Raw genomic sequence first — 15513 nt, forward strand, 5'->3', positions numbered from 1 at the left:
TTCAACAGCCGTTTACTTTCCTCAATGATTTTTTTGTTCTTATTACTTCTGGAGCCATACAGCCGTCCTGAAAATACAGTGATGATCGCAATCAAGTCATCTGTTAATTCCTGGGCGCTGTTTCTTTCTTCGCCCTGGTTAAGAACTACGATTTCTGTATCCATCTACTTTGAAAATTCAGCCCCTCAGGCCCCCTTGCCAGTACCCTAAAGTCGAAATCACATATGTGCAGGGGGGCCTGAGGGGCTGGTCTTGCTACACATTGATTTATGATTAATTCTTTAAATTTTTAAAAAGGTGTAGTACCCCCTTTCCCCCGTTAGTTTCAATTAACTAGCGGGTATTATGTCGTATTTGATTAGTTCACTGCTCCCTGATTTGACATTCTTTTCGGAAATGTGAAGACTCTTTGCAGTTTTAGCTTTCTTGATGGTAGGGGGATCCGTTACTAAGACTTCTCCAGTAAAATGGTCAAATACTGCTTCTTCTTTAAGATTCTTTTCGTAGAGATCAGCACTGGTATTGACCGTTTCAAGAAGTTCTTCGCGATCCATTCCCATTGCCAGCAGGGATTGAACGTTGGTTCTAAGCTTTCGAGCTTCTTTGGATTGCGATACATTATTTGGAATGAATTCCTTGTTGCAGTCTGTGGGATGCCAGATAGCTTTCTTTTTAAACATGTGATAAATCGATACTAAAATCTTTCGGGCTATGGCGACTATTGCTTGTTTTGGTGTCATCCGCTGCTTCAGGCTTTCAAACTTAATCTTGTAATAAGGAACCTTCTTCGATTTGACCGCTGCCCAGGCCACTTGAATAAGTGTTGGTTTTAGATTAGCTCCACCTTTGGTTACGTGTTTTGAAAACACTTTGCCAGCAGATTCATTGCTTCCTGGAGCCAAACCAGCCCATTTAGCGAACTGAGATGCAGTCTGGAAATGGCTCATGTCTACTCCAATCTCAGCCAGAATCGTTCGAGCGCTTACCCGACTAATTCCAGGCACAGTTAAAAGCAGATCAAAATATGATCTGAACTCACTGTTGATTAAGTTCTGCATCGTCTGATCTAAATCTAGAATCATTTGATCCAGTCGCTTGATATTATCCAGAAGCGTTACAATCTTCTTCTTTGCCCAATCATCTAGTTTTATCCCCCGGCAAGCCTTGAGAATATCTTCCCTTGAAGACTTACATTTTCTGTGTACGCAAGCCATAATCTGATCATCTGTGCAGTCTTCATTTGATATAATCAGATTGGTAATCTTTGTCGCAGAACTGCCTCTGATATCAGAGAAAACTGTATCGAGTTTTAAACCGTGTGAGGCGAAGCAGGCTAGAAGTACGTTGTGTTCAGCGGTCCGATTCTGGACATAATTCTTCCTCATTCGGCTCATTTCTCGCAGATTCCTGATATTTTGTTCTGGAATATAACTGTTTCGGGTCATTCCATTTCTATAGAGGTCACAGATTCGTTCTGCATCTTTTCTATCATCCTTCTCATTCTTTACCAGGGACAGCCATTTAGGATTGCACACACTTACTTCTTGCATGGCTCGTTCAAGAGCGTTAAAGACCGGGTGCCAGTATACACTTGTCGATTCCATGCATACATTGGTACAATCCAGGTCAATTAACCAATCTTTGAACTGTTCAAGATCCTCGTTAAAGATTGGGAAGGATTTTTCGTATTTCGTTATTGTCCCATCCGCATTGACTATTTTTGCGCAAGCGACAAGAAACTTGCTGTGAACATCGATGCCACAAGCATGGGTAAGGACAGGTTTCTGAGAAACAGTTACTGGCCTATGTGTTTTTGTCGAAGATTTGGCTCTTCTCATAGTTAATCTCCTCCAATTTAATATAAGAAGGAGCTATCAGAAGCGTTGCGAACGCAACAACTATCAAACATTAATTAGTAAGACGATGAAATCTACTTTACAGCCTCTAAGGACTTCTGGCATGTTCTCTGGCGCTTCTGATTGTGCAGTCTTTTTGACTGCCTTGATCATGAATATGAAATCCACAAAAGATAAAACGCACTTATTAACTCCTCTTACAGATTAATTGTAATGGATATATCTTATGAACTGAGTCCTTTATTGAGTTCGATTCACCCATTTTCATTGCGGCATGTGGCCGAAGGCCATGGCGTCTTTTTGGCAATATATTCAATCAACTCAAAGCCAAAACGAAGAAGCCTGTCTTTGTGGGTAATGACAATATGGCTGATCTTTCGATCCAGTAAAAGATCGATCATTTTTAAAAGCCCCGGCTTTTTGTAGTTCATCCCAGATCCAATATCTTCAATGATTTGATATTTCCAGCCTTGCTTTTGCATATAGATTTCAACCACATCTGCTTGTCTTTCAAGGTCATCTTTTCTCTTTTTGGTTGAAACCCGGCAATAGCCAACAGCCATTCGTTCAGGAAGAGCAGGAGCTTTGCCAATGTATTGATCCATTTCTTCCTGGTCAAACATGTAGTGTCCGCCAATAGAGCGATGGGCAGGCATTCCATCTTCAATCATTTTGTATAAGGTGTGCCTGGCAACCCCAAGGTATTTGCAGGCTTGTGACGTCTTCATTCTCATAAATTTATAATAACGCATCTATATTCATTACGAACTGTTTTTTTCTTAAAAACCCAATATAACCAATTGTTAAAATCCGTTCATCAAAAGCAAAAATTATATTGAAAATTAACTGGCATAAGCTTACTCCACCAAAGGGAGGACCTAGAGATAGATCCGCTAAGACAGATATTTATTGTGTTTTCAGTATCCGCTTAGGCATCGTATTTTTTGTTTATCCCCCAACAAATTTCAAAATAACAGTTAATGCTGCTTTTCTCATCCGTACAAAAATCAAAATGACCTTTATCCATTGTGTATTTTATAATTTAATATTTGCACATAAAATCAAATAGCACAATCAAAAAAAGCAATAGATAGATGTGTATACTCTAACTCCCGAAAAGACTGGTTTCTGGGCAGCGGTTGAGCGATTTTTTAGGGGAACAAGAGCAATGTCATTTAGCCAGAAAAATATGACCTCAAACTTTGTATAAAAATCAAAGACAAAGTGGATGATAGGAATAGAATTTGCTGCTGATTATATCCATATGCACTAACCAAGCACAAAATATACTGATTGATTTGGCTGTATTCATCAAAATAGGTGCACTAAAAACAACCCTTCGATAAGAGCCGTTTTTAAGAATTGTATGGGTGGTTTGTATCAATAAGATGCGCATATAATGCACTTATCGATAGGTGAACCATATCAAACGATTGGGATGGAGATTTCGCTTGAAGCTCCTTTCCGGCCGAACGGGCAGTTTTTCTCTTAGCAGCTCCTCGATCAGAGCTTGAAACTCCGCTTTTGTAATTTGACAGATTGTTCGTTTTTTCGTCCATTTCGGAGTAAACGTATTCCTGACAGCCCGTATCGCCTTAGTTGTATTGATTTGGTATTCATAAGTTGTCTGCTTCTCTTCTTTATTATCCGATTGAGATGATTCAAGAACACACTTTTTGATCTCGGAAACCAGATTGTAGAAGATAAGGGATGAATAAATCTCCTGAATGGTGTATTCTGCTTTTATCGAGTGGATACGTTTCATTCCTATTCCATATTTAAGCCAGGAGAAACTCTGCTCGATTCGCCACCTTAGGTGGTAAATAAATCCAAGAGCCTCCGGAGGAAATTCTGCTTCATCCAGATTGGTAATCAGTCCTTCCCAGACGTTGTCGCCAATCTCGATAGCTACCACCCTGCAGTCAAAATCAATAAATTCAGATTCTTGATCAATCTGTCTCATTGATTTTTTGACCAGGTATTTCATCTGGGGGTTTTCTTTTTCCTCTTTTCTTTGGTGGTGGGTAAGAATGCGGCTGATCTGCTGGTCTTCTGTATGGTCAAGCTGTGTATAAGTCAGGCAGCTATACTCTCGTTCTTTCATACGTATGAGGTATTTGTGCCCTAAGGATTCAATAAGCTTACACAATGGATAAGAAAAATACCCTCTGTCCATGACAAAGAGAAATGTCTCGCCAGGATAAGCTTCGTGAATCTCCTTGACCATTTTCATAGCAGCGGCCCGTTCGTCTTTGGACCTCTGGTCTTGAGTGACGATGGCTAGATATTTGTCATTAAGTACGTCATAGGCAGCGTTAATGTGAATACCGGCCCGGATGATGGTTTCCTTGTTCTTGGCATAAATGATGTAGTCAGGTTCATCTTCATTTGGCGCAACAGGTTCATTGGTTCCATCAAAGGCTATTACCCTTAGCCCTTTATATTTTTTATCCATGTAACAAAGTGCCAATGTGGCTTTGTGCAGTGCTGAAAATACGCTGACTGGAGTCTTGGCTTTTGTCTGAACAAGTGCCGAAGCAGATGGTCTTACACTGCCCATGCCGAAATAGTTCATGGATAAATCGGAGAGTGTTGATCCATTCCCGATAATGGATGTATTCAGGAAATGGAACAAGTTTATTTTTGATGATCGATAATGACTTCGTGAGAAAGCTCCTGTTTGAGAAGCAAGAATCTTCTCCTGTTTGTGGGCAAATTCCTCAAGGAATTTCATGAATCTTTGATAAATCTTATGTGGTGAAGTAACTCTAATTGCCATTTTATTCCTCCTTAAACGGTTACATTTTTGATTGAGTAAGGATTAAATTAGACAATTATAGAGTTGTTGTCAAAGTTAATTTTCGTTAAACCAGAAAATATAAAATCCACCATCTGTGCACGGATGGTGGACAATACTAACTATCAAAAACTAAGCTAAATGACATTGGGAACAAGAGTAAGAAATCTCTCTTATTTTCCATATCTGAGCATATAAAAAGTCCCGGACGAGGGTTCCATCTGGGACTTCTGGCCGGCCTCAAAATGAAGCAGCCGGGAAAGTTTTATTCTTTGTTTTTGAAAATTTATTTGGCCTGACTGGATGCAGCTTCTAAAGACTCAGAAGAGTCGGAAGATTTTGAATCCGTAGTTTTACCACTGTCGATGTCTTCCATCTTGAAGATGTATCTGACTTTGGTTGCTCCAGCGTTTTCAGTCGTTCCGGCAAATCCTTCAGAAGAAGCGTTGAGGTCTTTGACTTCATTGCAGATTGTCTTGAAGGCATCAATCTTGCCTTCGCTCCAACCGAGAACTTCTTTCAGTTTGCCCATACCTTCGGTATTGAACTTCACAGCACCCGCATGTAATTCATCAGCGCCAGACTTTAAGTCACTGGCACCTGAAGCTAACTGATGGGCACCATTCTGAACCTGGGTTGCGCCATCCATCAGCTGGGCTGCTCCAGTATCCAGTTCCCTGGCTCCAGCATCAGCCTGTTTGATGCCAGCATCCAGCTGTTGTGCACCAGCATGTACCTGGCTTGCACCGTCTTTAAGCTGAACAGCACCATCATACAAAGCAGCTCCACCGGTATACAGAGCAGCAGCTCCATCATTGACCTGAGCGATTCCTGCATTTAAAGCGCCAGCTCCAGCATCCAGTTTGGATGCCCCAGCAGCCAGAGCGTTTGCGCCATTATCCACTTCAACTGTGCCGGAAGATAACTGGGCACTGCCATTTGCAAGCTCAGAAGCACCTGAAGCAATCTGCTGGACAGCCGCATCATTGGCGACAGCCCCATCACTGAGCTGTTTGGTTCCAGCCATTAACTGTTCAAAGCTGTCTTCTAATTGAGGCTGTGCCCCTTTAATCGATTTGGATAACTGTTCGGCGCCAGCTTGAAGACTCTGTGCTCCATTGACGAGTCCTGGATTTTCTTCTGTTCCAGCTCCACTGAAGGCCGCACTCAGCTGTGTTAAGCCTTGTTCCAGACTTTGGCTGACCACTTTTGCAGTTTGCACAGCAGCTTTAATTTCCCCATTCGCCGTTTGAATTGCCTTTACCTTGACACTGGGATCACTGCTGGCATCGGGATTGGTTGGATCCGTTGCCGGCGTGTCAAGCAGAGTATTGATCTGGTCTGCAGCATAGGCCACATTGGACTGCGTCATGGAAACGGATCCTGCTGTCGAACTGATCGTGTTGCTTGCATTGGCGACATGGCCAGCGGAAGCATTCAGGTCATTGATCGCATCCTGAACCGTGCTGGCAGCCGATGCGTCAACCCCTGGAATCTGGGCATCAATACCCGCTACAACATCTGGCATTTGTTCAGCCGAGCCGGCCGCTGCCTGCATGGAACCACTGGCAGCCAGCAGAGCGGATTGGGCAGAGGAAGTATCTGGCAGACTGTTGGCTGCATCCGTTAATACTGCAGCGGCTTCCGGGTTGGATTCCTGGAGAGCACTGGCTTGGGCCATCAGGTTTGCACGGGAGTTTTCTACGCTGCTCTGAACGCCACTTAATTCAGCCTGGGCACTGGCATTGGCAGACTGGGCTGCATTCAAATTTTCCTGCACCCCAGCTTTAGCGGCCCCAGCCTGGCTGAGACTGGCATTGACATTAGCAATCTGTGCATTGGCATTGTCAACAGACTGCTGAATATTGCTTACCGAAGCATTGAGCTGATCACTGCCAGCCTGAATCTTATTGGCAGCATCAGGCAGAGTGCTGGCTGCAGCATTCAAAGAACCCTGGGCCTGATCAAGGGCTGCACTGTCACCGCTCAGATTGGCGGCGTTAGTTTGCATAGCGGAAATCGCATTGGCCGCCTGAGTCCGTGCTGCGCTTAAGTCCTGTTGTAAAGCTTCTTTCTCTTTGGTCAGTTGCTCAACCTGACTGGTTAAGGAAGCAATATCTGAACTCAGTCCACCTGCTTGGGAATCAATTTCACCAGATGCGGTCTCAATTGTACCTAAAGCCTGGTTAAGCGTTTCAGTTGGTTTCTTGGACTCTATCTCTTTAAAGGAAGCAGCAACGGTCTGCAGGCCAGAGGAAAGTTTAAGAACACCATCATAAATGGCAGCAGCCCCCTGATCGAGCTGGTGCATGTTTTCGGAAATCTTAGTTCCGGCCTGGTTTACTCCATCATCAAGCTGTTTTGCACCATCCACCAAGGCTGGTGTCCGTTGGGCGAGCTGGCCTGCTCCATCAGCCAGTTTGGAAGCACCGGCAGATAAAGTAGCGGCTCCATCTTTTAACTGGGATGTACCAGCGGTTAACTGACTGCTGCCACTTGCCAGTTCAGAAGTTCCGGCTTTCAGATCATTTGCTCCATCAACTAAGGCAAGAGTTCCAGCCTGTAATGCCGATGCACCATCTTTTAACTGGGCAGTGCCATCAACAGCCTGGATGGTTCCCTGTTCGAGCTGGTAAGTACCATCGACCAAAACGGAAGAACCAGCGGAAAGCTGGGAAGTTCCATCGACTAACTGGCTGGTTCCGTTTTTCAGCTGACTGATCCCTGCAGTTAACTGGTCGGTGCCCTGCGCAAGCGTTCCAGCACCAGAAGAAAGCTGGCCGGCACCATCTGCAAGCTGGGCAGTGCCGTCTACGAGCTGATCAGCACCATCAAATAACTGACTAACCTGACCACTCAGATCCGAAATTTTATCCAGATCAGCCAGTTCAGATAATTCAAATTCGTTGGAAGCCCCCATATACATCTCTGGGGCTTTGTAGTCTTTTACATCCGCCTGCACAACGATGTCATCTGAAGCATCCAGCTTATCCGTCAAATCACCCAGGCCGGCACTTTCCATGGTTTCAGTTAAGCCAGGAACAGCCGCAAACGCGAGGAATTCTTTATCGCCATCATTGACGGTTTTTCCCTGATCACAGGTCACATTGCTGAAAGTATCCCCGTCTAAAGACATCAGGCCACCGGCAAGGAAAGTTGGATGAATGACAATGTCTTTGCCATCTACCTTGACGGTACGGTTTTCGGTGTTGGTGAAATGAATGGTTGTCACCAGATGACCGCTCTTGCCTTCCAGTTGGGATGCTTTGATTGGTTTGCCATCGAGGGTATAGGTAATCGAAATGGCAATTGGCGGCTTCTTTGTGGTTTCCCCCTGGTAGTACAGGTCGTTGCCTTTAACATTCCAGGTGTAGTTTTGCCCATCGACGGCTGGTTCTTCATCCCCTTTCAGGTTCTGGACATCCGTTAAGTTGAGGACTTCTTTGACGGTATCCAGGCCGTCATCGTTATGTAACCAGCTGGAAACGATGGTTTTATCGATGTTGCCATCTGGATCTACAAAGGTATAGACCGTTTCGGTTTTTTCGGTCTTGTTTTCATCTGCTTCTTCATCGTCGGCCAGAATGGCTGTTGGCAGGGTGGTAACAACCATAGTGCCGGAAAGAATGGAAGCTTCAAGAATACGGATTGTGCGGTTTGTATGGTTATGCATGAACAGAGATACCTTCACTTTCTGAATGCTTCTGATCGTGGGCGGCTTGGGCTTTCGGCCAGCCTTTCGTGGTTTTCGCGATCAGCGAATTGGATAAATACAGCAGACTTGGCAGAACAGTCAGAATGACAATGACACTGATGACTGCGCCACGGCCAAGCAAAGTACATAAGGACTTAATCAGGTCCATTTTGGCAATTAAGGAGACACCCGAGCAGGCGGCAAAGAAAGACATACCCGATGTAATAATGGATGGCATCGTCTGCGTAATCGCAGTGGTAATCGCTTCTTTTCGGTCTTTACCTTTCGAGAGTTCTTCTTTAAACCGGCTGGTCATCAGGATCGCATAGTCGATGCAGGCACCTAACTGAATGGTGCCGATAACAATGCCGGCAATGAACGGCAATTCAGTATGGGTCAGATATGGGATACCCATATTGACAACAATCGCAAATTCAATACATACAACCAGAATGAATGGTAGTGAGAAAGATTTAAAGGTTAGCGCGATAATCACCAGAATAGCCAAAATCGACACGATGTTAACCATCTGGAAATCGACGTTCGTGACATCGATCAAATCTTTTGTCATGTTGCCCTCACCAGCAATCATTGCGTTCGGGTCATATTTCTGAGTAATGGTATACAGATCATCAATCTGTTTGTTGATCTCATCGGTTGCAGAACGATAGGACGTATTGACAAGCACCAGTTTGAGATCCTCCGTTTCGGTCAGATCCTTAATGGCTCCTGGTTCGAGTTCAGCCGGGATCATTGGACCGACAAATTTGTCATAGGCTACGACATTGGTAATGCCATCCAGGCCTTCAATTTCTTTAATCATGGCCTGGGTATCAGAAGAAGAAAGATCTTTGTTAACCATGATGAAGTGCGAGGTCGTCATATCAAATTTGTCTTTCAGCTCATTGGTGCCTTTGACACTTTCCAGATCTGCTGGAAGCGAAGCAGCTAGGTCGTAATACTGACCGACGTTGGCATTACAGTAGATGGCCGGAATGAACAGGATCACAAACGCAATCAGAATGGCTTTGTGATGACCAACCACCCAGGAGGAGAATTTCGGCAGTGGACGGATGAGTGCCGGATGCTGCCATTTTTCGATCCATGGATCAAAGAACATTAATAAGGAAGGCAGAATCAGGATTGTACAGATAACGGCCAGCAAAACACCTTTGGCCATAACCAGTCCAATATCTTTTCCTAATGTCAGCTGCATGACCAGCAGCGCTAAAAAGCCAGCGATTGTTGTAATCGAAGAAGAAGTAATGGAAGTCCATGTAGCGTGAATTGCTTTCGCCATGGCTTCTTCTTTCCCTTCTCCTTTCTGTTTTTCTTCCTGGTAACGATGCAGCAGGAAGATGGAGTAGTCCATCGAGACAGCCAGCAGCAAGATCATGCTTAAGGCTTTTGTCACGTAGGAAATTTCACCTAAGAAAATGTTGGTGCCCATGTTGTAAACAATTGGATACACCATGCCAAGGATGAAGATGAATGGCGCAAGCCATGACTTCAGTCCTAAGGAAAGAACAACCAAGACAAGCAACACCGCAATGCCGGTATAAATCGGCGTTTCACGGTCGATCATATCTTTCGTATCTGCTGTGATCGCGGAGAATCCGGCGACATGCTCATTCTCGTTGCACAACGCCTTGATCTGCTCGATGGCATTCATCGTTGAATCACTTGCCGCCGGTTCCTTGAAGGTAACGATAATCATCGTCGCATTATCCGCATACAGAGCATTGCGAAAGGCGTCAGGCAAGATGCTTTGCGGGATGCTTAAATCGACCACATCACTGCGCCATAAAGTCCGATCAACGCCAGGGACTTCGGCGATTTTGGCTTCGAGGTCCTTGACCTCTTTTTCCGGCGTATCGTCAACCACGATCATCGCGGTGCCCGCTAAATTAAAATCATCATTCAGATGGTCCTGAGCCACGATTGAAGGTGAACTGGTTGGCAGGTAGGTCAGAATATCGTAGTTAACACGCGTATTGAAATAGCCGATCATGGACGGAATCAGAAGAATCGTCGCAATCAACAGGATCCAATTTCGATACTTAACAATAAATTTTGAACAGTTTTCCATACCAGAATTCCTTTCACGCAAGACATGATAGTTCCAAACTGACCAGTGGTCAATTTTAACCCCTTTATTTTTCCTGTACACTTTTGGAGGAATGTCCAAATAATGACCATTGGTCATTTTATTGAAATCAGAAACCGATCGACTATAATAAGCGTATGCCAACCAAAATCCAGCAAAACAAAGCGCTCAAACGAAACCGTCTGATTGAAGCCGCTTACGAACTCTTTACAAAAAACGACGTCCAGGAAGTCTCCATTGCCGACATCACCAATCATGCCGGCGTTGCCAAAGGAACCTTCTACCTGTTCTTCAAGGATAAATACGATATCCGCGACCATCTGATTGCGGGCGAATCCCGCCGTCTTTTAATGCATGCGGTCGAAGAACTGGAAAAAAATGACTTCCGCAATCTGCAGGACGCCGTGATTTTCATGATCAACCAGATCCTGGCCCAGCTCATCTCCAATCCCCTGCTCTTAAAGCTGATCCGCCGCAATCTTTCTTTCGGCCTGTTCCATAAACATCTGGCCAGCACCATGGTCGAAAAAGATATCGACCTGGCCGAACGCTTCAATGCTCTCGCCCTGAAATGCGGCTATCACTACCAGCAGCCGCGAATTGTCTTTTCCATGATTCTTGAACTGACCGGATCGATCTGCTACAGCTCCATTGTCGAAAACCAGCCCGCACCAATCGAAACCGTCAAGCCTGCCTTATTTGAAGCCATCCGGGCGATTTTAAGCAGTGCAGCCCAGATCCAGGAACCGTTATCTTCAAATCCTGTGGATGCTCTTTAACTCTGATCTGCTCTTTTGTTTCTCCTGGCTTGTTCTCCTGGCTTGCCGTTTTATCTCATCGATCCTGACTAAAAGAGTGCACAGCCATCAAAGCCCTCATTTCCTTTTTTCCAAACAAAAAGCCTGCCAATCGACAGGCTTTTTGTTTCGCACCCTGAGTAAAGCATCTATATCCTGGAACCTAGAATCGAAAAAATATGTACTATATAGGGCCAACAATCAATGACCATCCAAATTTACTATAGATTAAGCAGATTCTTCTTTCTGATCCGTTTTATACGAAAAATGATCTTATATAAAGGATTAGAACGTTTGGTAGTATAAACATTACCAGTACTCGTTGATTGTATATTAACTTTTATATTCAAAATACAGATGATAAACTCCAGTCTAAGAACATAAACTTTATATACTATGAATTCACCTCAAAAAGCAGAGATAAATTCTTCTTAACTTGCTTTATCTATAGTAGCGCTTTGATTTTATACTCAGTAAAATTCTGAAATCATAGGTTATAAAAATTAGATTCCAGGCTGGAATCTAAAATTTTATGAAGAGGAATAGAACCGCTGTGGTCCCATGAGGTCGAAACCTCATGGGACCACAGCGGTTCTAAAGTAAATGAGGTTTTGAGACCGCAAGCCCTTAGAAAGATTGCCGATATCAAAACCTCGTGAAATTTTAGAACGCCTTTATTCTTCTGCTCGATTCTGGACGCGTATTTTTGGGGATTGCAATTTTAGAAAATCATGTTAAACAGGCAGCTGATGGCGGTAAATTCGGGCTTGCTGGCGGTAAGCGTCATTGAGCAGTTCTATCTCATTTTTCGATTCGTAGTATGCAATCATCAGTTGATACAGGACCATTAACATACACCAGTTCTTTTGTCGGACACAGATTTGCATCATTTTAATTTTCGCATTTTCGATGCCCTTAGAATCTTGATTGAGGATACGTTTTAAAATCTCAAAAAGAGCCCGATCATCATCGGTTGGTTTTTCTTTAGATAAATCCTCAATGCTTTTCAGACATTCTTCATTTTGTTCCAGTCGGTAATAACAATAGGGGATCAGTGACAGATTTCCAATAAAGCCATTTTCAATCGGAAAAGGGTGATCTCTGGCAAATTCAATGGCATGTTCAAATTTTTCTTCCAGTGTTAAGGCAATAATCATAAGAGTCGTTGTATTTGAGTAGGTCAGACTGTCATGAAACCATCTTTTCTGGCACCTCTGCATATTATGGATACAATTTTTGGCAGCTTCAAACTCATGCATACTGATGAGATAAGAAGCACTGTTATTATCACAAAAAAGCATCCGTATATGATTGTTATGATTCACAAAAATAGAACGAGCTTCCTGGACTGTTTTATAGGCCTGAAAAAAAGAAACAGTTGCGCCCAGAACATGTGCCAGATGAAATTTGATGATCCCTTCAAGTTCTGGCCATTGTTTGCCATCTAGTATTCTCAAGGCATTTTCATAATGATCCAAAGCCGCTTGATATTTCTTTTTTTTCATCACCTCAAAGCCTTTGAGAAAGCTGATTAACGCTTGTTCATCCTGTGAGAAGAGAGGCAGATAGTTCTCAATTTCTTCTAAAAAGCTATTCATCCGGACCTCTGAGGGTTGAGCATAAAGATGAACAGACAAAAAAATATCGGTCAGAAGCAAATACAAGCATCCCAATGAGTTTTGTAAGGCCGGTTTATTGATCGCCAGTTCTCTTTTGGTCTTCTCTTCATCGACAAGATCCCGGTCTATCCAAGCTGAAACGAAGGCATCCAATAAAGATTTGGCTTTATCTATTGATGATTTATCAACAGAAAAATTAATTTTATATTGTTCCAGAAACCTGGAGAAAATCTCTGGCTTTAAAAGTCTTCTTCCTTTTTCAGCATCACTCAAAAAACTCTTTGAGATTCCAATATCATGGGCCACATTTTCCAAAGAATAGCCGTAGCTCTTTCGCAGCCACTTCTCAAACAGTCCAAGGTTATCACATATAGTCATATTATCTTTTCCATTTCGTACGCGGAATTATGGGTATTGGCTAATTATCAAATCCGCTTTAGACTTTAATTGTAAAAAGTAAGGAGATGAAAAACAATGAGAAAAACGACGGTAATCCAGATTTTTATTATCGCTTTATCAATCGGTCTATCAATAGTTCCATTATTTTGTCCTATCCATCAGACTGAGGACTATTGTTGGGTCGATGAAATTATGCCTCACGGAGGAAATGGCGAAATCTTTGGATAGTTGACTATCCTCCCGCATAGTTAATTAACTGTGTATAAATGTATTCTAAAGAGTACAGCCGAAAAAATTAGGAATAGTCCGTTAATTAACTGATCATTTTCCATCGATCTACTATTGGGACCACAAAGGGCATATTAATCTCAAACAGAAATATATGAATCTATATTAGTTTGATACAATTCATTAAAAATGATAACTCTATTTTAGAGAACAAGGCACCAATAAACGGAGCACGCAATTCTATCGGTTGAATGATCAATTTGTTTAGGGACTGTTCCTAAGAAAGCCATTCCATAGAGATCACGTTCTTCAGGAAGGTATGACAGAAGCTTCTCCATGAATGAGTGAAAAACCTTTGCGAAGAATTTTGGACTCAATTTAAATCTTGACATAGGACCATCTTGCTTCTGTCAGAGAAGACTGGGCAGGGCATAAGTCACCTATCCCAAAATATTCTGTGAGTACCACATTCAAGTTGGCTCCAGTCATGAAATAGATCAGGTTTACAACATTTTCGAGACTAAGGAACAGAAAAGAAATAACCCCCTTACAGACTGCCATCATTTCTGCTTTATATAAAGAGAACCAATAGCCTACTTATTGGGAAATTAATATCCAACTGATCCTAAGCTTTTTGTATGCCGTGAAAACGCTTTAGGGTCATAGTACTTATTGTGTTCCTTAAGTGCTTCAGCGAGAGAGTCAAGAAGCATGTCTCGCAATTGATCGGGAGCGATATCGATTTTGGGCTTAGAAGGGTTAACACCCGCCGAGGCTGTCTTTTCAGCAGTGAATCCAGAATCACATGATGTAGATTGGGCTGCGGCAGCCACATTATGTTCAGGGAAAAATGTGATCATAAGTATCTCCTATCGTCTTAATAGATCGATAAAACAATCAGAAATATAAATTTGTAAGTGGATGAGACCCACCTATAAATTTATATTTCCTCAAAAAATTGATCATCTTCCGTATAGGGGCTTTTTGCGTAAAAAAATCGCTTATGCCATGGCAGTATTAGCTATAAACGTAAGAAGAGTGCTGAAATATACACAAGAAGGCACTTGATCTTTGTTTACAGCTGCTTCTGATGATCGATTTTGTGATGTCATCCAATATTTCACAAGCCAATCGAAAATATAGTCAAGAACTGTTTGTGGTAGCTAGATGTCAGCGTTGAACAGCTGATAATTCGGCACTTTTGTTGGTCGCATCTTAAGAATGTCTAAAAAAACTTTTGATCAATTTTCTATATTGAAAAAATATAAAAGTAACAATTTACAAATATGTAGAACAAATACTGTTAAAGCAGAAAAATATAAAATCTGATAATAGGAGAACTGACCATGAAAAAATTTCTTATAAGCGCTGCTATTTTATCTTTAATTGCGACTATAGGCACTAATTACCCTATTTTGGCAAAAGTGGATGATGAACCTATGTTTCCGTATCAAGGTATAACAGAAGAAGAAATTCACAAACTGACGGATGATGCTTTTGAATGGGCAAGTCATGCTCCCATAGTTGCCGATAAGGGAACAAACCCAAATACTCGTATTGCAGCAAATGGAACCTGGAGTTGGCGGGATGGTGTAATTTGTGTAAGTGATTCAACAACTTATGGATTTGAACATGGACATGCTGGAATCGTATCCGCTTCATGGGCGTATACGACAACTGAAGCTTTGAATAAAGTGGAAGGTGTTGGGACAAGATATGGTGAATGGTACATTCGAGAACCGAGCGTTAGATGTTATCAATGCGGGGTTAGATCGACGAGTATAGAACAAGATCATGCAGCTGCCGTAGTCGCAGATCAATGGGCGATTCAAAACAAACCTTACAACCCATTGGCAACCGTTAATCAAACAAATGAATTTCAATGCGCGCAATTGGTTTATGAAGCATATCGAGTTGGCACTGGCGTTCAGCTTCCTCATACTTCCCCCTGGCACATTTTTCCTGCTGAACTCTTGCATAGCACAGCTACCGATCTGATTTTCCGTTATGAATAGA

The 15513-nt window shown here is 42.7% G+C and carries 9 protein-coding genes and 1 pseudogene; 2 read left to right on the plus strand and 8 right to left on the minus strand.

Annotated features, from left to right (window positions below; translation table 11 throughout):
- Positions 1-5 precede the first annotated feature (5 nt).
- From U4956_RS05460 to U4956_RS05485, 6 genes and pseudogenes are all read right to left on the minus strand, one after another.
- Positions 6-113, minus strand: a pseudogene (locus tag U4956_RS05460) (IS607 family transposase); the annotation flags it as partial.
- Positions 114-329: 216 nt separating this feature from the next.
- Entirely contained in the window at positions 330-1838 is a 1509-nt protein-coding gene (locus tag U4956_RS05465; RefSeq protein WP_323089548.1) for an IS110 family transposase, read from the minus strand.
- Positions 1839-2110: 272 nt separating this feature from the next.
- Positions 2111-2584, minus strand: coding sequence for an IS607 family transposase (locus U4956_RS05470; protein ID WP_323089549.1), 474 nt, complete (start codon positions 2582-2584; stop codon positions 2111-2113).
- Positions 2585-3261: 677 nt separating this feature from the next.
- Positions 3262-4635, minus strand: a complete 1374-nt coding sequence (locus tag U4956_RS05475) for an IS4 family transposase (RefSeq protein ID WP_323089550.1) — start codon at positions 4633-4635, stop codon at positions 3262-3264.
- A gap of 304 nt (positions 4636-4939) precedes the next feature.
- Positions 4940-8326: a hypothetical protein gene (locus U4956_RS05480; protein WP_323089551.1), complete on the minus strand. Its 3387-nt coding sequence runs from the start codon at positions 8324-8326 to the stop codon at positions 4940-4942.
- Positions 8319-10436: an efflux RND transporter permease subunit gene (locus U4956_RS05485; protein WP_323089552.1), complete on the minus strand. Its 2118-nt coding sequence runs from the start codon at positions 10434-10436 to the stop codon at positions 8319-8321. Before U4956_RS05485 ends, U4956_RS05480 begins: the two co-directional genes overlap by 8 nt.
- A gap of 155 nt (positions 10437-10591) precedes the next feature.
- Here U4956_RS05485 and U4956_RS05490 point away from each other — a divergent pair, with 155 nt between their 5' ends.
- Complete coding sequence (locus U4956_RS05490) at positions 10592-11233, plus strand: TetR/AcrR family transcriptional regulator (protein WP_323089553.1); 642 nt, start codon at positions 10592-10594, stop codon at positions 11231-11233.
- Positions 11234-11985: 752 nt separating this feature from the next.
- Here the strand turns inward: U4956_RS05490 and U4956_RS05495 are convergent.
- Together U4956_RS05495 and U4956_RS05500 are read right to left on the minus strand one after the other, a co-directional pair.
- On the minus strand, positions 11986-13248 hold the full coding sequence (locus U4956_RS05495) for a helix-turn-helix transcriptional regulator (protein ID WP_323089554.1): 1263 nt from the start codon (positions 13246-13248) through the stop codon (positions 11986-11988).
- 857 nt (positions 13249-14105) lie between these two features.
- Complete coding sequence (locus U4956_RS05500; protein WP_323089555.1) at positions 14106-14357, minus strand: hypothetical protein; 252 nt, start codon at positions 14355-14357, stop codon at positions 14106-14108.
- Between the two features lie 486 nt (positions 14358-14843).
- Here U4956_RS05500 and U4956_RS05505 point away from each other — a divergent pair, with 486 nt between their 5' ends.
- Positions 14844-15512: a hypothetical protein gene (locus tag U4956_RS05505; RefSeq protein WP_323089556.1), complete on the plus strand. Its 669-nt coding sequence runs from the start codon at positions 14844-14846 to the stop codon at positions 15510-15512.
- Position 15513 lies beyond the last annotated feature (1 nt).

Source organism: Allobaculum sp. JKK-2023, assembly GCF_034745455.1.
Lineage (GTDB): Bacteria > Bacillota_I > Bacilli_A > Erysipelotrichales > Erysipelotrichaceae > Allobaculum.

What these genes read in the sequence shown, in the direction of transcription:
- U4956_RS05500 (WP_323089555.1), bottom strand. Translation starts at nt 14,357, where the DNA reads ATGATCACATTTTTCCCTGAACATAATGTGGCTGCCGCAGCCCAATCT.
- U4956_RS05490 (WP_323089553.1), top strand. Translation starts at nt 10,592, where the DNA reads ATGCCAACCAAAATCCAGCAAAACAAAGCGCTCAAACGAAACCGTCTG.
- U4956_RS05475 (WP_323089550.1), bottom strand. Translation starts at nt 4,635, where the DNA reads ATGGCAATTAGAGTTACTTCACCACATAAGATTTATCAAAGATTCATG.
- U4956_RS05505 (WP_323089556.1), top strand. Translation starts at nt 14,844, where the DNA reads ATGAAAAAATTTCTTATAAGCGCTGCTATTTTATCTTTAATTGCGACT.
- U4956_RS05480 (WP_323089551.1), bottom strand. Translation starts at nt 8,326, where the DNA reads ATGCATAACCATACAAACCGCACAATCCGTATTCTTGAAGCTTCCATT.
- U4956_RS05470 (WP_323089549.1), bottom strand. Translation starts at nt 2,584, where the DNA reads ATGAAGACGTCACAAGCCTGCAAATACCTTGGGGTTGCCAGGCACACC.
- U4956_RS05495 (WP_323089554.1), bottom strand. Translation starts at nt 13,248, where the DNA reads ATGACTATATGTGATAACCTTGGACTGTTTGAGAAGTGGCTGCGAAAG.
- U4956_RS05465 (WP_323089548.1), bottom strand. Translation starts at nt 1,838, where the DNA reads ATGAGAAGAGCCAAATCTTCGACAAAAACACATAGGCCAGTAACTGTT.
- U4956_RS05485 (WP_323089552.1), bottom strand. Translation starts at nt 10,436, where the DNA reads ATGGAAAACTGTTCAAAATTTATTGTTAAGTATCGAAATTGGATCCTG.